Origin of the sequence: Shewanella gaetbuli, assembly GCF_023284065.1 — a bacterium.
Classification (GTDB): domain Bacteria; phylum Pseudomonadota; class Gammaproteobacteria; order Enterobacterales; family Shewanellaceae; genus Shewanella; species Shewanella gaetbuli.
Genome location: NZ_JAKIKP010000006.1, coordinates 175,819 through 201,304 on the forward strand (window position 1 = coordinate 175,819; position 25,486 = coordinate 201,304).

Genomic DNA, 25,486 nt, shown 5'->3' on the forward strand with positions numbered 1-25,486 from the left:
CGCTTGTATGATTTTACTTGCTATAACGATAACAACACGTTTGCTGATTATTTCTAATACTAACAAAAGCGAATAACAGTAAAACGATTTTAGCCACTGACGGGGAATGCACGTCTTAGCACAGTGGCAATAATAGGAGACACTTGTGGACCAGCCTTGGATTAATCACCTACCGGCCAATGTACCGGCTGAAATAGACCCTTCTGAATTTACTTCTTTAATCTCTATGTTTGAAAATGCAGTGTCAAAATATGCTGACCAACCTGCATTTATTAACATGGGGGCGACCATGACTTATCGCAAACTTGAAGAGCGAAGTCGTGCTTTTGCCGCATATTTACAAAATGAATTAAAGCTAGTAAAAGGCGATAGAGTGGCATTGATGATGCCAAATTTATTGCAATATCCCATTGCATTATTTGGGGTGTTAAGAGCCGGTATGGTTGTGGTTAATGTGAATCCACTCTACACCCCAAGAGAGCTTAAACATCAGTTAGTTGATTCTGGCTCTAAAGCCATTGTTGTGGTGTCAAACTTTGCCCGCACATTGGAAGAAGTGGTTGATCAAACGCCGGTAAAGTCTGTGATTATTACAGGGTTAGGTGACCAACTCAGCGCGCCTAAACGGACCTTAGTAAACTTTGTTGTTAAGTACATTAAAAAAATGGTGCCGAAATATGACTTGCCTCACGCTCGTTCATTCAGAGATTCTTTATCTAAAGGCCGACGATTACAATACGTTAAACCTGAAATTCAAAGTGACGATTTAGCCTTCTTACAATATACCGGCGGTACTACAGGGGTGTCTAAAGGTGCCATGTTAAGCCATAAAAATATTGTCTCTAACGTGCTTCAAGCAAACGGTGCATATTCACCAGCGCTTAAAGACGGTACTGAGTTTGTTGTTACAGCATTACCGCTATACCATATTTTTGCTTTAACGGTTAATTGTCTATTATTTTTACATAAAGGCAGTAAAAACCTATTAATTACTAACCCAAGAGATATACCAGCATTTGTTGGCGAGTTAAAAAAATATCCTTTTACTGCACTGACTGGAGTGAATACTTTATTCAATGCGTTAGTGAATAATGAAGATTTTAAAAACTTGGATTTCTCTAGGCTTAAACTGTCTATCGGCGGCGGAATGGCCGTTCAAAAAGCGGTTGCGGATAAGTGGCAAACGCTTACTCAAACCCGTTTATTAGAAGGCTATGGCTTAACGGAAGCGTCTCCATTAGTGACTTGTTGCCCTTATGATTTAGATGGGTACAACGGCTCTATTGGTTTTCCTGCACCATCAACATTAATACAAGTTCGTAATGATGAAGGTGAAGTTTTAGCGCAAGGCGAAACCGGTGAACTCTATGCTAAAGGCCCGCAAGTGATGCAAGGCTATTGGCAACGTCCGGAAGAAACAGCAAAAGTCATTGACAATGATGGTTGGCTTGCAACGGGCGATATAGGTTATATGGATGAAAAAGGTTTTTTCTATATTGTTGACCGTAAAAAAGACATGATTTTAGTCTCTGGCTTTAATGTTTTTCCTAATGAAGTAGAAGATGTGGTTGCGTTACATCCTAAAGTAGTTGAAGTTGCCGCTGTTGGCGTTCCGCATGATGTAAGTGGTGAACTTGTCAAAATATTTGTGGTAGCAAAAGATAACTCATTGACTGAAAAAGCGCTAATTGATCACTGTCGTCATCATTTAACGGGATATAAAATCCCAAAACTGGTAGAATTTAGAGATGAATTGCCAAAGACCAATGTGGGTAAAATTTTACGTAGGCAGCTTCGAGACGAAGTGAAAAAAACGTAACATTGAAAACCGGCCAATAGCCGGTTTTTTTATCTTAAAAAAACTGGAGTAAGTTGTGTTAGAGTTTGAATATATAAGTAATGATGATGCATTAGAGTCTTTAGTCGCGCAATATCAAAAAGCTCCTCTTTTGGTACTTGACACGGAATTTGTGCGCACCCGTACTTTTTATGCAAAATTAGGACTGATTCAAGCCTATGACGGTAAAACGTTGGCACTTATTGACCCAGTAGCAATTTCCGACCTATCGCCATTTTGGTCATTATTGACCAATGAAAATATCATTAAATTAGTTCATTCATGTAGTGAAGATTTAGAAGTTTTTGCTCATTATGGAAAATGCCAACCTAAGCCATTATTTGATAGCCAAATAGCAGCAAGTTTAGCCGGAATGGGCCATGGGTTGGGGTATGCCAAGCTGGTGGAACAATGCCTAGAGATTAGTCTTGATAAAGGTGAGTCGCGCACAGATTGGATGAAGCGTCCATTGTCTGACGCGCAATTACAATATGCCGCCAATGACGTGTATTACTTGTATGAATTATACCCGCAAATATTGCAGAAACTGATTGAGCTGCAACGTCTTGATTGGGTTTATCAAGAGGGTGAAAGACTGACAGAAGGGCGCTTAGACGCCCTGGATAATCAGCAAGCTTACCTTAAAGTAAAAAATGCATTTCAATTAACACGTCGTCAATTGGCCACATTGAAAGTGCTAGCGGCTTGGCGTCAAGAAAAAGCCCTTAGCAGAGATTTAGCCTTAGGTTTTGTTATTAAAGATCATGCACTGATTGCACTTGCTAAAAAATCACCTAAAACATTACCTGATCTGATTAATATGAATGACCTGACTGACCACGAAAAGCGCTTTCATGGTAAAGACTTAATCAAGGTTATGGCGACAGCTGACATGAGTAATTTGCCGGATGAAGTAGATGTTATCGCGTTAAAGCCTAATTATAAACAAACCTTCAAGACCGTAAAGACACGTTTAACGGCAGTTTGTGAACAACACAATGTTCCAATGGAATTTGTGGGTTCAAAAAGGCTGATTCATCAATTTTTAACTTGGCTTTATCATGACAAAAATTCTAAAGCACCTTTGATATTGCAAGGCTGGAGAGGTCAATTAATTGGTGACCAATTACATGATATTGAATTTGCCGCAGAATAGCCGACTAAAGGTCAATTGTAAGTCTTTGTAATCGTTCATCAACAAAAAAGGATAAGCTTTCGCTTATCCTTTTTTAATCATATTGCCCAGTGAAATGTTGACTATTTATAGCCTGAGTTGTACTAAGACACTATCTCGACTCAGGTAAAGTCACATTTAATTCTAGCACTGATAAATTATCGTCGTTTTGTTCAAGTTGAACGCTGACTTGATCATCTGCAATTTGAACATATTTGCGAATGACTTCAATAATCTCTTGCTTCATTTTTGGCAAGTAATCAGGGGCTTCACGCTCACCGCGTTGATGAGCCACAATAATTTGTAAGCGCTCTTTAGCCAATGAGGCGGTATTAGGCTTTTTATTACTTCTAAAATAATCAAGTATTGACATAATTAGCTACCAAATATCCTTTTTAGGAACCCTTTCTTTTCTTCTGTGACAAATCGTAGTGGCACATCTTCACCCAGCAACCTTGCAACAGTGTCACTATAAGCAAGGCCTGCATCGCTTTCTTGGTCAATAATGACAGGGACACCAGAGTTTGAGGCTTTCAACACCGCTTGAGATTCTGGAATTACACCAAGTAACTGAATAGCAAGAATTTCTTTCACATCTTCAACACTGAGCATTTCACCTGTTTTAACACGGTTTGGAGAATAACGGGTTAACAGTAGGTATTCTTTAATTGGCTCAAGGTTTTGTTCAGCACGGCGTGAGCGACTTTGCAGCATTCCTAAAATACGGTCAGAGTCTCTGACTGAACTGACTTCGGGGTTGGTTGTTACAATGGCTATGTCAGCGAAATATAATGCCATCATGGCACCTTGTTCAATCCCAGCAGGAGAGTCGCAAACGATATAGTCAAAATCTTTGGCTAAATCATCTAACACTTTCCCGACGCCTTCTTTAGTTAACGCGTCTTTATCTCGAGTTTGCGATGCCGGTAAAATAAATAAATTTTCGCAGCGCTTATCTTTAATCATTGCTTGATTTAAATTTGCTTCACCATTAATGACATTCACAAAATCGTATACTACACGTCGTTCACAGCCCATAATTAAATCTAAATTACGTAAGCCGATATCAAAGTCAATAACAACGGTTTTTTTACCTTTTAACGCAAGGCCTGTTGCAATGGCGGCACTAGAGGTTGTTTTACCTACACCACCTTTTCCTGAAGTGACAACAATAATTTGTGCCATGTGATTATTTATCCTTAAAATTTGCCTTATTGTGGCAATAGTTCAACAGTGAGAGTTTCGCCTTCTAGGCGGACACAACCTCTTTGGGCATGGCAATGTTGTTGCAAACTATCTGCGGTCCAATATTGCCCTGCTATAGATACTAGTTCAGCTTCTAATGAGCTGGCAATAATGACACTATTATTGTCACCTGCTGCACCAGCCATTGCTTTACCGCGTAAAGCGCCGTAAACATGAATGCTACCATCTGCAATAACCTCTGCGCCATTGCCTACCGCACCAAATACAATTAAATCACTCTCTTTCGCATAAATTTGTTGGCCTGAACGAACATTTTGCTTAACGATTTTTGTCGTACGAGGGACGATTGTAGGTGCTTTAGCTTGCTTACCTGATTTCATTACTGCTAAACCAAGCTCTTTTGCTTGGGTGGCCAAGTTGGCAGAAGCTTCTGTCACTCCAACAATAATCAATTGTCGTTCTACTAGTAGCGACTTTAAGGCAACCAAATCCACGTTGCATTCGTTAAGTGCACTTAAATTTAACACTAATGGTGCGCCAATAAAAAATTGAGGCGCTTGGGCCAGCTTTTTATCAAGCTCGTTGGCAACACTATCAAGGTTGCTATTGTTAATATAAAGTACGGAAAGAGTAAAAGATGTGGCTTTTAACTCGAGATTTTGTTTTATCATCTCGTCGTTATTCTCCAAAAATTCATGCTTGTAAACTGATTTACAATTATTTTATTGGGTCACCATGTTATAGTGTGCGCAGTGGACTATCAAGTTTGAACCAGCGGAAATTTACACGAAAATGATTTGTGCAGTATATAAAAGTAGCCGTAAGGCTGATACCTACCTATTTGTCAAAAAACGTGATGTATTTGATGATGTACCTGAACCTTTGATGGCAATGTTTGGCGCGCCCAAATTAGTCATGTTAGTGCCATTATCTAAGCGAGACTCTTTAGCGATGGCGGATATTGAAAAGGTGAAACAGCAGTTGGATGAAAAGGGCTATTATTTACAACTGCCTCCGCCTGAAGAAAACTTACTTGAGCAACACAAAGCCAGTATTAATTTTGAAAGTAGATAGCTTTTAACTATGAGCCAAGAAGAAAACCAAACGTCAACCCCCACCCGTTTTTGGGAAACAACTGCATTGGAAAATATGACGGCAGTGCAATGGGAGTCTTTGTGTGATGGATGCGGTAAATGTTGTTTAAACAAACTTATCGATGATGACACCGACGAACTTTATTACACCAATGCTGCGTGCCACTTGCTAGATGACAATAGTTGTAATTGTCGGCGTTATATTGAAAGGTTTAAGTTCGTACCAGATTGTACGGTTGTTTCAATGGATAACTTAGCTGAGCTTACCTGGCTACCTGAAAGTTGCGCATATCGTAGATTATATCTTGGTAGGGGATTACCCAGTTGGCACCCATTAATAACCGGCTCTAAAGATGAAATGCATCGGCTAGGGATGTCAGTTCAAGCTAAAACGGTCAATGAAATGAAAGTTCGCTATCTAGAAGACAATATTGTCATGTGGCCATTGGAAGACCTAGATTAGCCCATAAAAAAACGGACAAACATGTCCGTTTTTTTATGGTTTTAATATGGCGTTGAATATCGTTATTTACGTTTTGGTGTGAGTGCGGGTAAAAACATCACTAGCCAAATAAAGCTATAAACAATGAATGCCACCATAGTCCACTGCACCATGGTTAATGATAAGAAAGACCATACAGACTCGCCACACATACCGGTAGGTGAAAACACTTCAGGTAGCCACTTATCTAAAGGCATAAATTCCGGAAATTCTGGGAAAAATGAGCAGGTTGCAAATGGGTTAGGATTTACCTGCATGTCATTGAGTTCGAAAGCGAGTTTAGCTCCCCAAATAGCACTGACTATCCAGCCTATCATAGCGATAAATCTCAGTATCCAAAGTTTAGGGAATAAGGCACCAACAAGGCCTGAAAGCATGATACCTAGCACCGCAACACGAATATAAACACACATTACACATGGGTCATATTCCATCACATATTGAAAAAATAATGCGCTAAGTTGCAGCGCTAACCCAGAAAAAAACAGTAATAACCATGACAATCTGTTTTGGCAAAATAGCTGAAGTTTATTCAAAATTTTTTCTCATGTAGAAGAATAAAAACACCCTCAAAAGAGGGTGTCATCATTGGACGATATTGGCTAAACATAAAATATTTATTCAACCTTGTCCATTGTTTGATATAGGTAAAAGCTTCAACTAGTGCCCAGTAGCACCTCCAATGACATCTTTGGCTGAGTGGTGAATAAGCCAATGATTATCATAAAAATAGCTAGTCATGTCCGTTAAGAAACCGGTTTCAATCGCTAACACACCCACGATGGATAATACAATGGTATAGGGTAAAGCCATCCAAACCATTCGGCCATAAGATAAGCGAATCAACGGTGCTAAAGCAGATGTTAATAAGAACAAGAAGGCGGCCTGACCATTGGGGGTGGCTACCGACGGTAAGTTAGTTCCGGTATTGATTGCTACAGCCAGTAAGTCAAATTGCTCACGAGTAATTTCACCCGCCATTAATGCCGATTTAACTTCATTAATATACACCGTACCAACAAAAACGTTATCACTCACCATAGAGAGTAAACCGTTAGCAATATAGAAAATCACTAACTGAGTATTACCTTCGTAGCTTAATGCCCAATGAATAACTGGCGCAAATAATTGCTGGTCAATAATCACTGCTACCACAGCAAAAAATACCGCAAGTAAAGCCGTAAAAGGCAGCGCTTCTTCGAATGCTTTACCTATTTGGTGTTCATCTGTAATACCGTTAAATGCCGTGGTAAGAATAATAACTGACAAACCAATTAAGCCCACAGAGGCAAGGTGTAATGCTAAGCCGGCAATTAACCAAAGACCCACAATAGCTTGAATCACTAATTTGGCTTTGTCTTGGCTGGTTCGATGTTCATCTTCATAGGTGGCGTAATCGGTTAAAATTTTATGCACCGCCTCAGGTAATTTTGCACCGTAGCCGAACCATTTAAATTTTTCGACCACAAAACAAGTGATAATACCTGCTGCAAAAACTGGCATCGTCACCGGAGCCATGCGAATAAAAAACTCACCAAAATTCCAATGAGCTTGTGCTGCAATAATGAGGTTTTGTGGCTCGCCCACCATGGTGCATACGCCACCTAATGCTGTACCAACACCAGAATGCATTAACAGGTTTCTTAAAAATGCACGAAAATCTTCTAATTCTTCGTGATTAAGTTGTGGACTACTATCCTCATGGGTGTGGTCATGATTTGAGCTAAAGTCTTTGCCTGAAGCAACTTTGTGGTAAATAGAGTAGAAACCCACCGCGACAGCAATAATGACAGCAATGACCGTCAAGGCGTCTAGGAATGCGGATAAGAATGCAGAAGCAATACAGAACATCAGTGACACAATGATCTTTGAGCGGATTTTAGTGATCATTTTAGTGAAGACAAACAACAACAGTTGCTTCATAAAATAAATGCCGGCGACCATAAAGATCAGTAATAGCAATACTTCTAAATTTGCTTCTATTTCATGTAATACTTGACTGGCGGAGGTCATCCCTATCATAACGGCTTGAATAGCAAGCAGGCCCCCAGGCTGTAATGGGTAACATTTTAATGCCATTGCTAAGGTGAAGATAAACTCGACCACGAGTACCCAACCTGCAACAAACGGGCTTACATAAAAGAATAGAATAGGATTAATAATGAGAAAGGCTACAATTGCGAGTTTGTACCACCTTGGAGAGTTACCTAAAAAGTTATTAAACATCGCTTGAGCTTGATTAGCCGGCATATCTGCCACTCCAAAATTGTCGTGTTATTTAACGTTAATGTAAGCTTATGCATTACACTCAACTCAGATGATAGGTTGTTTCAAAGGTGTAAAATAATGAGCTTGCTTAAGTATTTATTGTGTAACAAAAGTAAAGGTTAACAACTTGACTATTTAGCTTAATTTACTACCAAACGAAATAAACTTAATCATATGATTTTTATATGTTTATTTTTTAATTAAACGGTTAAAAATAGAGGGGGTCTCTATTTGGGCGATAGTTTAGCTTAATTAAACCTTAAATGTAATGATTAAACTTGAGCTACATCATAAAAATGTGTGAAACAATATAACATTTCGGCAAACAAATATGGCTGAATAATTCCATTAAGTAAGTGGCATTATATTGGAGGTTCACTTAATCCTATCGAACATTAGTACAATAATTGCTCAGTAACGTGTTTGAAGCTAAACAATGGTTTTTATTTTTCTTGTCTCTGGTATGATCAGTGCCATTCTAAGTAGCAATAAAAACTACAACCGCTAAGTATAGGAATTTTAGGCTGATGATTATCAATGCCAAAGGTCCTGCAAGTTTTGCAGAAAAGTATATTGTTCGTTCTATCTGGGATAATAAGTTTCCTCCTGGATCAATTTTACCCGCAGAGCGCGAGCTGTCTGAACTTATCGGTGTGACGCGTACGACGTTAAGGGAAGTATTACAACGATTAGCGCGTGATGGTTGGTTGAAGATTCAACATGGTAAACCTACTCAAGTAAATAACTTCTGGGAAACGTCTGGATTAAATATCCTTGAAACCATTGCTGACTTAAACCCTGAAGGCTTTCCATTATTAGTTGATCAACTGATGTCTGCTCGTGCCAATGTGAGCACGATTTATTTCAGAGCCTCATTTAGATTAAATCCTGAAAAAGCGCAACAAATATTAGCGACAATTAATGAGTTACCGGATGAAGCTGAAGCCTATGCTGAATTTGATTACCGTTTACATCATACTTTAGCCTTTGCTTCGGGTAATCCCTTGTATGTCTTAATTCTTAACGGCTTTAAAGGATTATATAGCAGAGTAGGCCGATATTATTTTTCGAGTAAAGAAGCCAGAAAGTTAGCGTTAGATTTTTATATTGAATTAGAAAAGCTAGCTCAAAATAAAGATTACCAAGCGGTGCCTGCTTTAATGAGAACTAATGCCATTGAAAGTGGCAAACTATGGCAAAAGCTTCGTGATGATATGCCTGCTGAAATTGCACAAGATAACAGTTAGCCGTTGCAGTTTGAGTTGAATGCTAAAAAAAATGCCAATCATTTGATTGGCATTTTTTATGAAATTAATGACTTAAGGTTTGTTTTCTTCAGTCGTTTCAGTGACAACAACTGACTCTGCTTCAGCTTGTTCAAGTTTAGCGCGTTCGGCCTTTGAAATATATCGAGGCTTAACTTTACTACTTGGATTGTCAGGCACGACTTTATTTTTGCGTGCTTTAGCTCGTTTAGCGAGCTTTTTAATCATCTGTTGCTTTTTGTTCATAATAAATCTTCGTTATGTCAATGTATGACAGGCCATTTGGCGATGAGAAACTCTGTTAACGCTATTTTAGCGTAAATAACGCCAAATCCCTAGCGAGCAAATTTTTTGATATCGTCTTCAGTTGCACCTTCGTTACATTCTCCGCGAATTTCACCTCGCTCGTACTCAATATAACGGCTGAGCTCAATATAGCCTTGCTGACAATAGCCGGTCATCGCGATAGTTTTATCTAAACCGATTTGAACTTGTTGTTTCCAGACTTCTAGAAAATCTTCTCGTTGTTGCATTTCCCGTTGATAACTTCTGGCATCTTGTTTACGACGATTGATACGTTGCTGATGCGGCATGGCATCATCAATATTTCGATCTGATGCTGTCGCAAGTTTCGCTTTATAGACAAATAATTTGATGCCATCGCCTTTTATTTGAGTTTTAAACTGATCTTTAAATTGACCAGCAAACTCCATGGGATCAATCTTTTTTGCACTACAGCCTGCTAAGCCGAATAACAGTGAAATGATGAGAAGTCGTTTCAACAAAGGTAAGTCCTTTTATGTTTATTGAGTCACTGATGATACCAATGGTTAGGCAAACTTTTCATTTAAATATTGGCTGATAGCGGATGATTCATATAGCCATTGAGTTTGACCATTTTCTTCAATCCTTAAACAAGGTACTTGAACTTTGCCACCTTGAGTAAGCAATTGCTGTTTATTATCTGCTAATTTGGCATCAACTAATTGAATATTTAGGTTTTGACGACGTAACTCTCGACGTACTTTTACACAAAATGGGCATGCGTGGTATTGAAAAAGCGTTAATGATTGAGATTGTGCATCAACTTGAGTTTGTTCTTCTGGTGAACGTTGGCGTTTTTTCGGCGCAAAAATAAAATTGAGTAATAAAATAATTCGGCCTAAAAACCATCGTATAACAAACATAACTACCTCGTAAAAAAATAAAAGCGAATCTTACTGTATTGTTGATACAGATTAAAGCTTCATTATGATATCAAATGCTAATCAGCCTGCAATTCTAATGAGACTTCAGCCTCTTTGTGCTGAGTGTGAACTCTACTTTCCATTACAAAAATGCGATCGCTGGCAATATTCCCTTGTTCAACGAGGAATGACTTAACCGATTTCGCTCTTTCCTGTGCCAGTGCTCCTAAGTCACTTTCATTGACTGTTTGATTATTTTTTAACTGGTTATATAGTGCAATATGCCAACGAGTTGTTAACGTTTCAAGTGGCAATTCAGTGTCAGGTTCAATGGTTGCATGTTGTTCGATTATCTGTTGTTTAATTAATTCCGGTTCTAGCTGTAACTCGCTGGTATACAGCTGATATAACGCCTGTGTTAAAGGGCCAGATTGCGGAAATTGACTGGCAGTTAACGGCGAGGGCAGATTGCTGACACTGATATTGGCAGATGATGCCAGTTTGCTGTGTAGTTTTTGTTCAGCCAGCGCTTGGCTATCGTTTATGGTATCAACATCGCCTTTTACATTGATAATTAATAATGGCCGGTCTTTTAACGCTTGAGCAAGCTCAAGGATATGCTCAGTTTGTTGCTCTACAATGTGAGTTTGACCGTAATCAAAGGCCACTTTATTCAGCGGCTCATCAGAGCCGACTAAATTGGCGAGTAAGCTAAACGGAGCGGTCACCGCTTTGGTGATAATGTTACCAAAAGCTCCCCAAATGATACTGCCAAAGCTGAAGCTAGGAGAATCAAGATCACCTTCAATATCGACGCCTAAATCAATGACTCCGTGTCTATCTTGAAGTAGCGCAACGGCTAATGTGATAGGCAGGCTCGTTGCTAAACTACTGTTACTCGGTTTGCCAAGTTGTAATTGATTAATCACTACATGATTCGAACCTAACAGATTGTTTTTCTCGAGCTGATAGTTTAAGTCGAGGTTTATTTGGCCTTTATCAATATAATAGCCGGCATAAGTGCCTGAGTATGGGTTTACTGAGGTTAGTTCTACATGTTTGAACACGAGGTTTAAGTCCACAAAGGGCATTTTCGAAAATGGGTTTACCTTGCCTTTTAGAGTTACTGGAGCGTATTTATCGATTTTACCCGCTATATCAACAATTGAAGGTGTGTTGTTAGTATTAGAAAGCTGTGAAATATGACCATTAAGCAGTTCTATGCCAGATGCAAAATTGGGTGTTAAAGAGTTATCAGCGAAGAATGCTGAACTATCTTTAAAAGTAATACGGTTAATGGTGATACTGGTGCTGGGAGTTGAAGCATCGGCTTGGGTTGCTTCCGCTGTTTTAGTCTCAGCTTCTTTAGCCGCTGAAGAACTTGGCTTAAGTAAATCTGAAATGTTGGTGGTTCTATCTTCAGCAATAATGACTCTGGAAAAAAGTTGATCAAAGCTAATTTCATCGATTAGAAGCGTATTAGATTCTTTATCAAATTCAAGTTGATTAATATCCATTTTATTTAGCGTGACGAGTGGCTTATTTAAAATGTTATCTTGAATTTCTAGGGTGTCTATCCATGCTTGACCGGTGTAGTTAAATTTTGAGGTAGCATCTAAACTGAGTTTGCCCACTGTACTTAATTTACCCGACTCAATAGTGATATTAATAAACTTTTCTAAGTAAGGTTGAAGGCTGGCTAAATAGAGGTTTTTATAGCTAAAGTCAGCATTTAATGATTGTTGTTCAAAATCATATATGCCCGATGTGGCAAGATCACTGCGCTGATTAATTTTGGCGGAAAGTTGATATTCAAGAGGAGTAGTGAGATCAGAGCGAATAACGCCTGTTTGTAGATTAATTTGGCTTAGGTCCCAAACGACTAATTTCGGGCTGCCAACAGACTCACCAAGACTAACATCAACATTGTTTAGATAACTTTCTTGGACTATCACTACCCAAGACGGTTCATTCTCAGACTTATTTTGTTGTTGAGGTGCAATTTCAGGTGATGTTGTCGCTTCATCAGTTGCCGCTGTTTGGAATGTTTTTGGCATAAGGATATTAACGATATCGGCACCAGTAGGAGACACGTTTAATACCAGTTTACCTTGTTCCGCTTTAATACTTTCAACAACAATCTCTTGCGTTAAACTATCCAGTGTTAACTGATTCATCGTTAACGTTTTAAGTGCAACCTTTTGTTCATCTTGATGATAAATACTTAATGATTCTAATGATATATCAGTATTGTCGATACTAAATTGAAGCGTGTCAGAAGCCGTATTCATGGCTAAAGAAAGATGACTGGAAAGCCCAAACATACCTTGCTGTAGTTGAATATCAAAATGCTCATCAAAAAACTGCCAGTATTTTGATAAGTCAAAGTCGGTTAACTCAACCGCGACATTAACTGACAAAGGGAATAGCTGTAACTCACCCTTGAGGGCAAGCTGTGCTTGATATTCGTCATGTAATGTAATGGCGTATTGGTTTAGTTTGGTCAGGCTTTTATCTGTTTCAGCCACTAATTTAGCCAAGCTGTCGAAGTGGTTAAATTCTAAATTAATTGCAGGGTAAGTCACCTGACTGTCACTCACGTTATCTTCAAGTGAAATGACACCTTGTTGAATGGCAATTTTGCTGATTTGTATTTGAAACGGAAGCCCGGGCTGACTATCAGCTTGTGAGTTAATCGGTTTATCATCAGCTTGTTGATTTAGTGCCAATATGTCAGAAAAATTAAAATTGTTTTCGGTGAGTCTATGGACATTGACACTGGGCTTTTGAAAACTGATTTCATCGATAGAGAGTGACAAATTAACCAATGAGGATAATGGAGAAAGATTGATATAAAGATTATCAAAACCGCTAAAAACTTCAGTAGAATTTTGCTCATGAATATACAGTTTGTTTATTGAAAGCTCATAAGTGAAAGGGTTAAATCTAATCTCATTTACTTGGCTAGTTCGGCCTGTGAGTTGTTCAATAACATCGGCTATTTTTTGCTCTGCGACATAAGGGAGGATAACACCTAAAATCAAACATAAAAGGGCATATAACAGCGCGAGAACAATAATCGATTTTTGATATAAAGGAAATTGTGAAAATTTTAGTCTGACAAAAGACATTACAACACTCTACAGTACAATTTGAATAACACCATTTTAACGTTTTTACAGCATGAAAGAGAACGGTTTTTGCGTTTATTTTTCAATTTTAACTAAATGTTTTTGGGCAAACTATTGCGTAACCAACAACAGATTAGTCATGTAAGTAACGCTATTATTCAGATAAATTTTTTTTGGCGCTGCTCACCGACAATTATTTATTGACGCATTTTTATCATTTACTGTTAAAATACGGCGATTTTTTAGCGGGAGAATGAGATTGTCTAAAAGTTTGATTACCAATTTATTGGCTGCCACTTTAGTTATTGTTGGTTATTTGGCTGACCAAATGATGCTGTTTACTATAGGACTATTTGCTTTATCTGGAGCGATAACTAACTGGTTAGCAATCCATATGTTATTCGAAAAAGTCCCAGGCTTGTATGGTTCAGGGGTTGTTCCAAATCGTTTTGAAGAATTTAAAGCCGGTATCAAACATTTAATGATGGAGCAATTTTTTACTCAAGAAAATATTGACCGATTTCTGAACGTTGCTGACAGTAAAGCGATTGATTTAGCACCGGTAATCGACAAAGTTGACTTGGCACCATCGTTTGATGCTTTAGTGAATACCGTTGAACAATCTTCTTTAGGCGGCATGCTAGCGATGTTTGGTGGCACAGAGGCGTTAACACCGTTGAAAGACCCATTTATAGAAAAAATGAAGCAACAACTGGTTGAGCTATCAGAAAGCGATGACTTTAAACAAATACTAATCAATGAATTAGAGCAGCCAGATGTTATCGCTGACATTAGAGCTAAAGTTGACAATATTGTCGAACAACGACTAGAGGAGCTTACTCCGCAGCTTGTGAAACAAATTGTCCAAGATATGATTAAAAAGCATTTAGGCTGGTTAGTGATTTGGGGCGGGGTATTTGGCGGTTTAATTGGTGCTATTGCAGCTATACTAAAATAGCCTGTTTAAAGCTTAAATCATCCAATTAAAAGACTATTTGCTATACTGCAAGTAGTCTTTTTTTTTGCGGATTACATTATGTCAGCGCATCATCATATCAATTATCTTGAAATTCCTGTCATCAACTTAGCACAGTCAAAGCAGTTTTTTTCGACGGTGTTTAATTGGCAATTTAAAGATTATGGACCGCAATACAGTTGCTTTTTAGATGTGGGCATTGATGGTGGTTTTTATGAAACAACCCAATCATTTTCATTAGCAAATGGTTCACCTCTTATTGTGATATACAGTGAAAACTTATCTGAAACTCAACAGGCGATAACCACCAGTGGTGGAACGATTTCAAAGAATATATTTGAGTTTCCAGGTGGACGAAGATTTCACTTTTTAGACACTAACGGCAATGAGTTTGCCGTGTGGTCTGAGTAAAACCTAGTGACTATAGCATCGCCTTGTATCAGGCACTGCTGTTTAGATGAAAATGATGTTTGTTTGGGGTGTCGTCGAACGCTAGAGGAGATTTTAGCGTGGCATCACATGACTCACGAACAAAAAATGAAGATCATTAAACAATTGGCTGAACGCGCATCTCAGAGTAAATAGTGTCAGCTAGAGTTTTGAGCAATTACACATTAGAGTACAAATAAGATTATCAATAAAAGTTACGCTAACTTTCCATTAATCACATTCGTGTTAACCACATTCGCATTAACGACAATGAGGCTATTAAGCCAATAGCCTCATTGTGTTGTCTTCATTTTACTTTAATGAGCCGCTTTATGATCGTCAGTTGTTTTAGGTAAAAGAAGATTTAATAAGATGGCAATTAACCCGCAAAGGCTAATACCGGTAAGGCTAAATGATCCAATACCAAATGCCATACCACCAATACCAAACACCAGTGTTACCGCAACAATACTTAAGTTACGAGGCTCTGACAAATCAACTTGATTTCGAATTAGGGTATTCAATCCTACCGCGGCGATAGAGCCAAATAAAAGACACATAATGCCACCCATCACCGGCACTGGAATAGTTTGAAGTAAGGCACCTAATTTACCGACAAACGCGAGAACAATTGCGGTGATGGCTGTCCAAGTCATGATTCTTGGATCAAAACATCGGGTTAATGTTACTGCACCGGTAACTTCCGAATAAGTGGTATTTGGTGGGCCACCGAAAGCAGATGCGGCCATGGTTGCTACACCGTCACCGGCTAAAGTGCGATGAAGCCCGGGCTTTTTCATGTAATCTTTTCCAGTAACATTTGAAATAGCTAAAATATCTCCTATGTGCTCAACTGCGGGTGCAATGGCAACTGGGATCATAAATAAAATGGCATGCCAATTGAATTCAGGGGCAACAAAGTTAGGCACAGAAAGCCATGCTGCTTGGTTTACGGCGGTAAAGTCCACTACACCAAAAAATAAACTTAAACTGTATCCAACAATTATACCGGCTAATATTGGCATTAATCTCGCGATACCTTTAGCCAGTGAAGCCACCAAAATAGTGGTAATTAACGACGCCAGTGAAATGATTAATGCAGTATCAGCATTGATTAACTGCACTGCACCGTCACCCGTTTTACCCAGTGCCATATTAACGGACATAGGCGCAAGCCCGAGGCCAATAATCATAATCACAGGCCCTACAACTACTGGAGGTAGAAGCTTATGGATAAAGCCAGCTCCGCGCACTTTAACAGTGATTCCGAGTAACACGTAAACTAAACCTGCGACCATTAATCCCCCCATTGTGGAAGCAATTCCCCAGGTTTGTACGCCATAAAGAATAGGGGCGGTAAACGCAAAAGAAGATGCCAGAAAAATGGGGACTTGTCGCTTGGTTATAAGCTGAAACAACAAGGTACCTATACCTGCAGTAAATAGTGCAACACTGGTATCAAGACCAGTAAGTAAAGGCATTAATACGAGTGCCCCAAAGGCAACAAATAGCATTTGTGCCCCTTGAAGCGGTATAAATAAGTGTTTCATTGATAAATCCTGTGGCTGATGTTCAATTGATAATTATTATTGTTCGATATTATAAACTATTAAAAAGAGTGGCAGTGACCATACTCGTCAGTTTTTTATTATGTTACACTTCACATACTTATTTTTATTGCGTTTATGTCACCTAATGCTAAAAAAATTCCTAAATATTATTGTATTATTAACGTTTGCTTTTCATTTACCTGCTTTTGCCGATGAAGTGGCAAACTTAGACGAAGCTAACATTGTGGTTGAGTCTCGTTCATCTAAATTACGACAAGAGGCATTAAAGGAAGCCTTAGCCAGTGTTTTTTTGAAAAACTCAGGCAAACCAAGTGTTGTTCTTCATCCTTTAATCAAAGCTCAAATTGACAACCCTGAATTGTTATTGATTCAGTATGGTTATACTCAAGAAGACGAGAATTTAATATTAAAAGCTAATTTTGATCATCAAGGTGTTATCCGCACACTTAGGCAAGCTGATCAGCCTGTTTGGGGCGTTCAAAGACCGTTAACCTTGTTATGGTTATCATTTGTTGAAGATAACAGCCGAGTCATTTTATCTGATATTAGCGACAATGAAATTCGTGATAACTTGACGAGTGAGTCGAGTAATAAAGGGATTCCAATATTATTACCTTTGATGGATTTAGACGATCTGATGGCGGTATCGCCAACCGATGTAAAAGGCATGTTTGTTAGCCCGATAAAAGCCGCTTCAAATCGATACAAAGCAGATTATTTTGCGGTTGCTGACATTGAAGAGTCATTAGGGCGAATTAGTTATAAACTGACTTTATACAATAACAATCAAACAGAGATGAATATTCAGCCACTTTTTATGCGTCAAGGTGTGGCGGCAGACACCACTGCTGCGGCAAATATCATGATTGCTTTGTTAGCTGATTATTATATTAGCCAATATGCTATTGAGTCTTCAGGTAATGATTTAACTGCACATGTGAGTTTTACTGGTGTAACAAGTATGGCTCAGGTTGTTGATCTTGAAGATTACCTAAAAAGTTTAAGTGCGGTTAAATCGGTTAGTGTCAATGCATTAAATGATGCCACTATTACATATAAATTATCATTGTTTAGTAGTATAGAAGACTTAGAACGTTTACTGAATTTAGATAATCGGTTTACTCAGATAGACGCTATAGGCAGTGTTGATATGTATTATGCCCCTCAGGGTGATCAAGCTAATAAACTTAACTATCAGTGGCAAAGTCAATAATGGCTTTGTTTTGTCAGCGTAGGCTTTATGGTATGATTAACGACGCTTTATGTTTATTTTGAGAATGTTTGAGTGAGCCAATCCTCTCCACGCCAATTATCTTTACCTGTCTATTTACCGGATGATGAAACTTTTGATAGTTATTATCCGGCGTCAGGTAATGACGAGTTAATTCAGAAATTACAAGCCTGTGCTGAGGGGCAATCTACTTCCTCATTGTATTTGTATGGCCCTCAAAAATCAGGTCGTACTCATTTGATGCATGCAGCCTGCGCTCATGCTAATGATCTTGACCGCCGCACGCTCTATATACCGCTTGGAATACATGCCAGCATTTCTACCGCATTATTAGAAGGTGTTGAGTCTCTTAACTTAATTTGTATTGATGATATTGACGCTATAGCAGGGCACCCTGTTTGGGAAGAGGCAATATTTCACTTATATAATCGTGTTAAAGAGCAAACTGACTGCCGTCTTATTGTTAGTGCGAGTGCATCGCCAACCGAGGCAAACTTTGCCTTACCCGACTTGGTATCACGTATGCAATGGGGCTTAATTTATCACTTGCAACCGATGGCTGATGATGAAAAGCTTGCGGCACTGCAACGTCGAGCAGCAATGCGCGGATTACAATTATCTGATGAGGTTGGCCGTTTTTTATTAACTCGTATGGCTCGCGACTTACGGACATTATTCGATGTTTTAGATAAGTTAGATAAAGCCTCTATGGTGCATCAGCGTAAGCTAACCATTCCGTTTATCAAAGAGATGTTACGGCTGTAATTCGAGTTATTGCCGACAAAGTTTGTCCGCCTTTATTAAGTATCCATATTAAAAAGCCTAACTTAGCTGACTAAGTTAGGCTTTTTGGTGTACAGCAGGCTTATCTGTGTTGTGAGCCGCTTAATTCAAGTGGGCGTGAATCATCGAGGGTAGATTGAATCGTTTGCGGTGTTGAACGTTGTTGAATTACTGCATTGCTCGGGCTCATTAATACTAAGTTTTCTAACCAAGTTTTACCGGCAACCATTTGAATTGGGGCAGGTAAGTTATCGACCAGTTGCTGGCTACCGACTTCTGGCAGCATTTGATCAATAACGTATTCTGCCCGAGGTTTGATACTTGGCTCACCAATTCGCCCACGTTGTCCCCAGTCCACAATAATATTTGAACCTGAGGCATTTTCAGGGTTATTGGTAATTGCCACATCACGTAAAATATTATATCTGTGACTCATCAATGCTTCTTCAAATAGCATGGCAGCATCTTCACGAGTAGAGGAGTAACTGTAAAAGTCAGATGCATGATCAGGTTTAAAAAAGCTGGTGACATCACTCGGCTTATAAGCTTTTTGAGTATTATTAGCTGTTTCACCTTTGAAGCTAACTTCAGCAAGAGAGTACATTTCGCTACTTTGCAGAGGTGAATTTAAAGCCAATTGATCAGAAACCAAAGCACTGTTGTTAGCGCGACGATAAAAATCGTCTAACAGAGTTGGGCCCGTTAATTGCGCATGAACACTGCGAGGGAAAAAGTCGTTAGCATGAGCCAGTTCGTGATAAAGCAAAGAGGCCAGTCTTGGCGTTAAGTCGTTAAGGGTTCGACTGACGCGGATTTCAGGATCATAATATCGATAGACATAATCATTGTTTTTAACATGACGCCAAGGGACTAAAAATTGTAAGTCATTACCGAAGTCACTTCGAAAATCAGGAGCTTCGTTGATGGTGTCTCTTTGTTCTGGTGTCATCCACAGATTGTTAGGATCTAGGTATATTGCACCTGTGACGACCCAATAGAAAGAGGGCCTAACATCGTAACTAATGACGACAGCCGTTACTGATTGCAATAAGGTTTTAAAGTCATTATTAACATCTTTTTCAATCAAAAAACGTTTGAAGTTTGCTCCCATCCAATCATGGGACACAATCACTCTGTCCATTATTTCATCAATGGTAGGGGCAGTTCTTTGTTGGCCTATTAGCGGTAAACGTGAAATGGCACAACTCTCATTCAAGGAATTGGAATATACACATTGTGATAATGCAGCAGAGTAGGGCGAGTCATTGTTATAGGGATACGTTCTGGCTACAGGGGAATCAAAGTATTCAGAGGTAATAGGTGACTCATTGGTCACCAGTAGGTGGACGTTATCAGTATAGGTTTGACCATTGACATTAGCAGTGGCGTTTAAAGTGACAATAGTATCTTGGCTAACGGTAGGAGCAGTAAATAAGGGTCTACTTCCATTCGACAGGTCTAAATTAAGATTTATTGATGAGTCACTACACCATTGGGTGTTGTTGGTCGCTTGAGTAATATCACTGGTCAAACGGACACTAACCCCATTTCCTTCAACAACTTGATGATCGCTATTAACGCCATAATATACTTGATTTTCTGCGGTGACATTCACTTCGAAGTCATGTTGAATATCGATTCCTGAACCGGTTACATTAACCGAAAATTGATAGACTCCGCTGTTATTAGGGGTGAAATTTAGCACTGGTGATTGACTGCTTACTAATGCTAATGGGCTACCAGTGAGTTGTTGCCATTCAAAGTTAAGGTCTTTACTATCACGATTAGAAAACTTGGCAATGATGGCACTCGGTTTGCCTTGTTGGTAGTTGGGCTCTAAAAACAGCTCAAGATTATTGCCAGCGTCTATAATATTCCATTCGAATCCTTCATTACACTGTACGATAGGAGTCCCTGTGTCTGGAGTTTCAGTACTATCATCACCACCGCCACCACATGCAGTTAGGACACACGCGGATATAATGACAGGAAATGCCTTGTTTAAAATAATCATAATAGAATTCCATAACGTTATTATGATTTGACTATAGCATGATAGAAATGTTGCTGAAAAGATAAAACAAGCGCCATAAGGCGCTTGTTTTCATTTAATAAAATGCTAAAGGGTTGAGTTGATAGCTTAAACGCTAGCGGAGTAAATTAGCCGTTATCTTTTGATTTCTTTTTTAATCCAAGGCCTAATTCGCGACCTCTTTTTCTGGCATAAAATGGAAAACCCACCAGTAAAGCCATAATCAGTACAGATTCGATGACAGCAAAAATGATTGCCGTTTCAGTAATGTAAACCAAGGTTAACCCATGGAGTAGATATAAACATAGAATGAAGCTTGCCCATGCATAAGTATAGGGATTACCTTGTATTACACCCTTTAATGGAAACAATAACGGTACAATCCAAATAAGACTAAATGCCAATGAATATGTGCCATTCAATCCTTGCTGAATAAACCAGCCAGTCAGCAACAATACCAAGGCGATGTAACCTGAACGACAAAGCTTAAATAAAGTATTAGAGGTCATTTAGGGTTACTCAATAATGGCTAAAACATTCTCAGGTGGACGACCGATGGCCGCTTTGCCGTCGCAAAGTACAATTGGACGCTCTATTAACTTGGGGGTGTTAACCATTGCAGCAATTAACTCATCTTCGGTTAACGCTTCACTGTTGAGTTGTTGGGCTTTATATTCTGTTTCTTTGGTACGCATTAGTTGGCGGGCTGTTAAGCCAAGTAGTGACAATATGTGGCTAATTTTTGCAGCATCAAGTGGCTGTTTTAAGTATTCGATAATTTCGATGTCAGAAGATTTTTGCTCAATTAAGGCTAATGTTTCGCGGCTTTTTGAACAGCGTGGGTTATGAATAATGGTGATTTTTTTCATAGTACTCATTTTTCTGTTTGGATGGATTATTTTAAAGCTTCTAGGCTTCTGTCAGCTTCTCTAAACTGTCTTATTCTGGCTTCAATTCGAGCGATTTGTAATGGCTCTCCTTCTGAATGTCTGTAAGCATAGTTTAATTGATCGATGGCACCTTTGTAGTCAGCCATTAACGCCATAGCTTCGGCTTTTGAATAATGTTCAAGCGCTTTGTCACCCATTTTACGGTATGCATCACTCATAATTTGATAGGGTAAGATATTTTGTTTATCTAAAAAGATAATATCTTGAAGCATTGGAATGGCTTTTTTAGGTTGGCCTGCTTCCACATAAATATGCGCTAAATTAGCGTTGATTACTTGAGAAGTTGGTTTTAATTTTCGTTGCGATTCAAGTAAGGCAATGGCTTCATCATAAGATTTTTTCTGCGCTAATAAATCCGTTTTAGTATCGATATAAAACAGGTTGTCATTATCTAATGCTAATAATTCATCAATAATCTGCTCTGATTCTTCAAATTGTTTGAGCCTAAAAAGAGCTAATGCTTTGCCATATTGCGCCGCCTGCTTAAAAGTATAGGTGCGTTTTTTTAATTGAGTATTAAACAAAGATAATGCCGCTTGATCACTAAAGCTAGAAAAACGCACTTGGATACGGGCTTTTGCTAACTGGTAATTCAAATTATCAGGCACATAGCGATGTGGATAGAGTGACGCTCGGTTTCTGGCATCAGTAATACGCGACTCAGGTAATGGGTGAGTTAAAAGCATTTGCGGTGGTGTAGTGGTAAAACGATACCGAGTTGCTAACTGAGCAAAAAAATCAGATGCACCGTTAGGGTCAAATCCAGCATCAACTAATATTTGCATACCAATTCGGTCCGCTTCTTTTTCATGCAAGCGGGTATAATTGATTTTAGATTGTGTTGCCAATGCTTGGGTGGTCGCAAGCGCAGCCATACCTGCTTGCGGAGCTGCAATGGTCAATAAAATGGCTCCAAGTAACCCCGCCATGGTTGCCGTAGAGCTTTTTTGCTGGGCTTCTAAAGAACGTGCTAAATGTCGTTGAGTCACGTGAGTGACTTCGTGAGCTAATACTGAGGCTAATTCACTTTCGGTGTTGGCATTCAAAAATAACCCAGTATGAACACCTACATGACCACCAAAAAAAGCGAACGCGTTGATTTCGTCATTTCTAAGTAGGAAGAAGTAAAATGGGGTTTTAACCCCTGTTGCATGGGCGACGAGCTTGTTACCTAGCTCAGATAAATATTGATTAAGTACAGGGTCATTTAATACCGGCGCAGATGAGCGTATTACACGCATATATGCATCACCGTAGACGGTTTCTTTTTCTAGACTAAAAGTATTAACAGCCGCTGTACCTAAATCAGGTAGGTCATTGTTAGCAAAACTTTTTGCAATGGTTGCAGCAAACAGCACCGCCACCGAGCTTGCTAGGATTGTTTTAGTCATTTTTTTAAACGACTTACCGGTGAAATTTAATTTTCCCAAACGACACCCTTAAACTGATTAATTTATAGAGAAAACCGGTTAAGAGTTTACTCTGTTAGCTTGTGGTTTTCTATGCAACTAAGGATAATAGCGGCAGTTTATTTAACGTAACAAAATGATGAAAAATATAAATTTAACATCTTATCGATGCCCATATCCTTTAGTCCAAGTAAAATTGCATATGAAACAATTAACTTCTGGAGAAGCGTTGAAAGTTATATTATCTGACACTGGTTCGCGTAGAGATGTTCCCGCGTGGGCAAAAAATAATGGTTATCAGGTGGATCTATTGCAGCAAGATAAGCAGCAGATGGCAATAATTATTACTAAATAACGACATGTTAGGCTAATTTTTCTTCATTTATACAAGGTTTGGTAATGTTAGAGTTTTTGAAAGAATGGTATACAACTCGCTTTAGTGATCCTCAAGCTATCACACTGGTCTTTATTCTAATTGGTATCACGCTGACTTTATATTTTGGCGCAGGCTTGCTTGCGCCATTATTAGTCGCCTTAGTGCTGGCATTTTTATTAGAGTGGCCTGTAGCGCAAATGGCCAAATTGGGCATCAATAGAACCGCAGGTGCATCAATTGTATTAGTGGCATTTTTAGGCTTAATGTTGGTGTTATTTCTAGTCTTAATACCGAGTCTTTGGCGACAAGGAGTAAGCTTAGTGACTGATTTACCTAGCATGTTAGATAAAGGCATGTTAGTTATTCGTGATTTAAGTAATGACTACCCGCAATTTATAAGTGCAGAACAAATTGATGCTTCGTTAAACGAGTTCAAGAAGTTGCTTGATACCCAACACTTACTTGATTTTGGTAAACAGCTATTAGGGTTTTCAGCATCATTGTTAGTCTTAATGGTATATGTGATTTTAGTTCCTCTGTTGGTGTTCTTTTTCTTAAAAGATAAACAACAGCTGATTGAAGGTAGTAAGCGGTTTTTCCCTGCAAATAGAGGGCTTGCGCGTAAAGTGTGGTTCGAAATGGACCAGCAAATTTTTAATTACATTCGCGGTAAGGTGATTGAAATTGTTATTGTGGGTGTCGTGAGTTACGTATTTTTTGCCATCATGGGGTTACGTTATTCGGCCTTACTTGGTGTTCTGACGGGATTATCTGTGCTCATTCCTTATGTCGGTGCCACCTTGGTGACATTACCTATTGCGTTGGTTGCATTTGTCCAATGGGGTATTGGTCCTGAGTTTGGCTACTTAATGTTAGGCTACGGCATTATTCAAGCATTAGATGGTAACTTATTAGTGCCTATCTTATTCAGTGATGCTGTGGATTTACACCCGGTGATGATTATTGCTGCGGTATTAGTTTTCGGTGGGTTGTGGGGTGTATGGGGAGTGTTTTTTGCTATTCCTTTGGCGTCGTTGGTTAAAGCGGTAATTAATGCTTGGCCGAATCAGCCGGATAACAACCCTAAGTTAGACTTAGAGTAACGTGATTCATAAATCAAAACGCACTGAACTAAACTGTGCGTTTTGATTGTTAACGTCAATCTTCACTATTTCAGTTAATTTCACTTCAATGGGGTGTTGGTTATCGTCAAACCCTTTAATAACTTCATATTTATGTTGTTGGTGAGTGGTAAAACCCGTGGTATGAAACTGCCCTTGAATAAGGCGGTTGTCTGTCAGCGTGATTGTCACGTTATAACGATACAGGCATATGATTTCTATATAGTCATGGTATTCACAGGCTAAAATATTTTGCTCCTCAGACTGTTTCATCGTGGGTTACCTATCACGGCGTTAGTAACTAAAGCGATAAATTGAATGAGTTTGTTTATTACCCATTTGGTTGACTTCAATAAAATACAATCTGTCGTAATCTTCTGTGTAATCCATTTTATCAACGTCGGTTTGTAAACTGAGCTTTTTCGCGAGTGTAATGGTGGTATTACCGTGGCCAACAATTAAATATGTCCCAGGGCGGGTCATTAGCGTTTCAGTAAAGGCGGCTAACTCACTTGGGTCATAAATTTCAATGGTCTTGTTATGGTGTAATGCTGTTGGTTCAGCGGTTTGAAGCGTGCGCTTGTAGTCAGTTGAATATACTTTGTCGAGTGGAATATGGGCCAGCATTTGCGCTAAGCGATCGGCTCTGGCTTGTCCTTGTGGGTTTAAGCCTGGGTTTTTCTCTTTAAGTTTTTCGCCATGTCTTACTAGAATAAATGTCCATTTATGCTGTTGCTCTGCCACTTTATGAGGCGTGATACTTGATGATTCTGTGGCAAGGGTTGTAGGACTCACTAAGGCGCATAGCATTAACCAAGGGGCTAAATTGCTTAAAAATTTGTTCATATCATTCTCATAATATAAAAGCAGTTATTATTACCATACTGGCTAATCTACATAAAATAAAGCCCTGATGTACAGGGCTTTATTATCAGCACAACATT

At 39.0% G+C, this 25,486-nt stretch carries 28 protein-coding genes; 12 read left to right on the forward strand and 16 right to left on the reverse strand.

The window, feature by feature from the left end; genetic code table 11:
* Positions 1–145: 145 nt before the first annotated feature.
* Positions 146–1,819, forward strand: a complete 1,674-nt coding sequence (gene fadD, locus L2672_RS10185; protein ID WP_248995742.1) for a long-chain-fatty-acid--CoA ligase FadD — start codon at positions 146–148, stop codon at positions 1,817–1,819.
* A 55-nt stretch (positions 1,820–1,874) separates the two neighbouring features.
* Positions 1,875–2,993 carry a ribonuclease D gene (gene rnd, locus L2672_RS10190; RefSeq protein WP_248995743.1) on the forward strand — a complete coding sequence of 373 codons (1,119 nt, stop codon included), beginning with the start codon at positions 1,875–1,877 and terminating at the stop codon, positions 2,991–2,993.
* Between the two features lie 130 nt (positions 2,994–3,123).
* Here rnd and minE read toward each other — a convergent pair whose 3' ends face one another.
* From minE to minC, 3 genes are read right to left on the reverse strand one after another with little or no spacing between them, the layout of a single operon-like run.
* Positions 3,124–3,384 (reverse strand): cell division topological specificity factor MinE, encoded by a 261-nt coding sequence (minE, locus tag L2672_RS10195; RefSeq protein ID WP_248995744.1) that lies wholly within the window; start codon positions 3,382–3,384, stop codon positions 3,124–3,126.
* Positions 3,385–3,386: 2 nt separating this feature from the next.
* A complete protein-coding gene (gene minD, locus L2672_RS10200; protein WP_248995745.1) occupies positions 3,387–4,196 on the reverse strand; it encodes a septum site-determining protein MinD in 810 nt (269 codons plus the stop codon).
* A gap of 26 nt (positions 4,197–4,222) precedes the next feature.
* Entirely contained in the window at positions 4,223–4,888 is a 666-nt protein-coding gene (gene minC / locus L2672_RS10205; RefSeq protein ID WP_248995746.1) for a septum site-determining protein MinC, read from the reverse strand.
* Positions 4,889–5,009: 121 nt separating this feature from the next.
* Here minC and L2672_RS10210 point away from each other — a divergent pair, with 121 nt between their 5' ends.
* Both L2672_RS10210 and L2672_RS10215 read left to right on the forward strand, forming a co-directional pair.
* Complete coding sequence (locus L2672_RS10210; RefSeq protein WP_248995747.1) at positions 5,010–5,291, forward strand: YcgL domain-containing protein; 282 nt, start codon at positions 5,010–5,012, stop codon at positions 5,289–5,291.
* 9 nt (positions 5,292–5,300) lie between these two features.
* Positions 5,301–5,774, forward strand: a complete 474-nt coding sequence (locus L2672_RS10215) for a YcgN family cysteine cluster protein (protein WP_248995748.1) — start codon at positions 5,301–5,303, stop codon at positions 5,772–5,774.
* A gap of 62 nt (positions 5,775–5,836) precedes the next feature.
* Here L2672_RS10215 and dsbB read toward each other — a convergent pair whose 3' ends face one another.
* Both dsbB and nhaB read right to left on the reverse strand, forming a co-directional pair.
* Positions 5,837–6,349 carry a disulfide bond formation protein DsbB gene (gene dsbB, locus L2672_RS10220; protein WP_248995749.1) on the reverse strand — a complete coding sequence of 171 codons (513 nt, stop codon included), beginning with the start codon at positions 6,347–6,349 and terminating at the stop codon, positions 5,837–5,839.
* A 124-nt stretch (positions 6,350–6,473) separates the two neighbouring features.
* Complete coding sequence (gene nhaB, locus L2672_RS10225) at positions 6,474–8,063, reverse strand: sodium/proton antiporter NhaB (RefSeq protein WP_248995750.1); 1,590 nt, start codon at positions 8,061–8,063, stop codon at positions 6,474–6,476.
* Positions 8,064–8,608: 545 nt separating this feature from the next.
* On the opposite strand from nhaB, the gene fadR reads away from it, so the two are divergent.
* Complete coding sequence (fadR, locus tag L2672_RS10230; protein WP_248995751.1) at positions 8,609–9,328, forward strand: fatty acid metabolism transcriptional regulator FadR; 720 nt, start codon at positions 8,609–8,611, stop codon at positions 9,326–9,328.
* A gap of 72 nt (positions 9,329–9,400) precedes the next feature.
* On the opposite strand, the gene L2672_RS10235 is transcribed toward fadR, so the two are convergent.
* From L2672_RS10235 to L2672_RS10250, 4 genes are all read right to left on the reverse strand, one after another.
* Positions 9,401–9,592: a DUF2986 domain-containing protein gene (locus tag L2672_RS10235; RefSeq protein WP_248995752.1), complete on the reverse strand. Its 192-nt coding sequence runs from the start codon at positions 9,590–9,592 to the stop codon at positions 9,401–9,403.
* 89 nt (positions 9,593–9,681) lie between these two features.
* Positions 9,682–10,131 (reverse strand): hypothetical protein, encoded by a 450-nt coding sequence (locus L2672_RS10240; RefSeq protein ID WP_248995753.1) that lies wholly within the window; start codon positions 10,129–10,131, stop codon positions 9,682–9,684.
* 45 nt (positions 10,132–10,176) lie between these two features.
* Positions 10,177–10,533: a glutathione S-transferase N-terminal domain-containing protein gene (locus tag L2672_RS10245; RefSeq protein WP_248995754.1), complete on the reverse strand. Its 357-nt coding sequence runs from the start codon at positions 10,531–10,533 to the stop codon at positions 10,177–10,179.
* Between the two features lie 77 nt (positions 10,534–10,610).
* Positions 10,611–13,664 (reverse strand): DUF748 domain-containing protein, encoded by a 3,054-nt coding sequence (locus tag L2672_RS10250; protein ID WP_248995755.1) that lies wholly within the window; start codon positions 13,662–13,664, stop codon positions 10,611–10,613.
* 259 nt (positions 13,665–13,923) lie between these two features.
* On the opposite strand from L2672_RS10250, the gene L2672_RS10255 reads away from it, so the two are divergent.
* The 3 genes from L2672_RS10255 to L2672_RS10265 all read left to right on the forward strand — a co-directional run bounded on the left by L2672_RS10255 (position 13,924) and on the right by L2672_RS10265 (position 15,225).
* Positions 13,924–14,622, forward strand: coding sequence for a DUF445 domain-containing protein (locus L2672_RS10255; RefSeq protein ID WP_248995756.1), 699 nt, complete (start codon positions 13,924–13,926; stop codon positions 14,620–14,622).
* Positions 14,623–14,700: 78 nt separating this feature from the next.
* Positions 14,701–15,051 (forward strand): VOC family protein, encoded by a 351-nt coding sequence (locus L2672_RS10260; protein WP_248995757.1) that lies wholly within the window; start codon positions 14,701–14,703, stop codon positions 15,049–15,051.
* A gap of 6 nt (positions 15,052–15,057) precedes the next feature.
* Positions 15,058–15,225, forward strand: a complete 168-nt coding sequence (locus L2672_RS10265; RefSeq protein ID WP_248995758.1) for a DUF1289 domain-containing protein — start codon at positions 15,058–15,060, stop codon at positions 15,223–15,225.
* Between the two features lie 161 nt (positions 15,226–15,386).
* Here L2672_RS10265 and L2672_RS10270 read toward each other — a convergent pair whose 3' ends face one another.
* Positions 15,387–16,619: a uracil-xanthine permease family protein gene (locus tag L2672_RS10270; RefSeq protein WP_248995759.1), complete on the reverse strand. Its 1,233-nt coding sequence runs from the start codon at positions 16,617–16,619 to the stop codon at positions 15,387–15,389.
* Between the two features lie 145 nt (positions 16,620–16,764).
* Between L2672_RS10270 and L2672_RS10275 the strand changes: the two genes are divergently transcribed.
* Positions 16,765–17,853: a DUF2066 domain-containing protein gene (locus L2672_RS10275; protein ID WP_248995760.1), complete on the forward strand. Its 1,089-nt coding sequence runs from the start codon at positions 16,765–16,767 to the stop codon at positions 17,851–17,853.
* A gap of 72 nt (positions 17,854–17,925) precedes the next feature.
* Positions 17,926–18,636 carry a DnaA inactivator Hda gene (gene hda, locus L2672_RS10280; RefSeq protein WP_248995761.1) on the forward strand — a complete coding sequence of 237 codons (711 nt, stop codon included), beginning with the start codon at positions 17,926–17,928 and terminating at the stop codon, positions 18,634–18,636.
* Between the two features lie 100 nt (positions 18,637–18,736).
* On the opposite strand, the gene L2672_RS10285 is transcribed toward hda, so the two are convergent.
* The 4 genes from L2672_RS10285 to bepA form a co-directional block, all read right to left on the reverse strand.
* The gene (locus tag L2672_RS10285; protein ID WP_248995762.1) at positions 18,737–20,668 is read right to left on the reverse strand and encodes a hypothetical protein; all 1,932 of its coding nucleotides are present in this window, start codon (positions 20,666–20,668) and stop codon (positions 18,737–18,739) included.
* 146 nt (positions 20,669–20,814) lie between these two features.
* Entirely contained in the window at positions 20,815–21,195 is a 381-nt protein-coding gene (locus tag L2672_RS10290; RefSeq protein ID WP_248995763.1) for a DUF2069 domain-containing protein, read from the reverse strand.
* Between the two features lie 6 nt (positions 21,196–21,201).
* Complete coding sequence (arsC, locus tag L2672_RS10295; protein WP_248995764.1) at positions 21,202–21,555, reverse strand: arsenate reductase (glutaredoxin); 354 nt, start codon at positions 21,553–21,555, stop codon at positions 21,202–21,204.
* Positions 21,556–21,581: 26 nt separating this feature from the next.
* A complete protein-coding gene (gene bepA, locus L2672_RS10300; RefSeq protein ID WP_248995765.1) occupies positions 21,582–23,027 on the reverse strand; it encodes a beta-barrel assembly-enhancing protease in 1,446 nt (481 codons plus the stop codon).
* A gap of 157 nt (positions 23,028–23,184) precedes the next feature.
* On the opposite strand from bepA, the gene L2672_RS10305 reads away from it, so the two are divergent.
* Both L2672_RS10305 and L2672_RS10310 read left to right on the forward strand, forming a co-directional pair.
* On the forward strand, positions 23,185–23,400 hold the full coding sequence (locus tag L2672_RS10305) for a sulfurtransferase TusA family protein (protein ID WP_275975020.1): 216 nt from the start codon (positions 23,185–23,187) through the stop codon (positions 23,398–23,400).
* Between the two features lie 44 nt (positions 23,401–23,444).
* Entirely contained in the window at positions 23,445–24,524 is a 1,080-nt protein-coding gene (locus tag L2672_RS10310) for an AI-2E family transporter (protein ID WP_248995767.1), read from the forward strand.
* 6 nt (positions 24,525–24,530) lie between these two features.
* Here the strand turns inward: L2672_RS10310 and L2672_RS10315 are convergent, their stop codons facing one another.
* Entirely contained in the window at positions 24,531–24,815 is a 285-nt protein-coding gene (locus tag L2672_RS10315) for a Rho-binding antiterminator (protein WP_248995768.1), read from the reverse strand.
* 21 nt (positions 24,816–24,836) lie between these two features.
* On the reverse strand, positions 24,837–25,388 hold the full coding sequence (locus tag L2672_RS10320) for a SixA phosphatase family protein (protein WP_248995769.1): 552 nt from the start codon (positions 25,386–25,388) through the stop codon (positions 24,837–24,839).
* Positions 25,389–25,486: the final 98 nt, after the last annotated feature.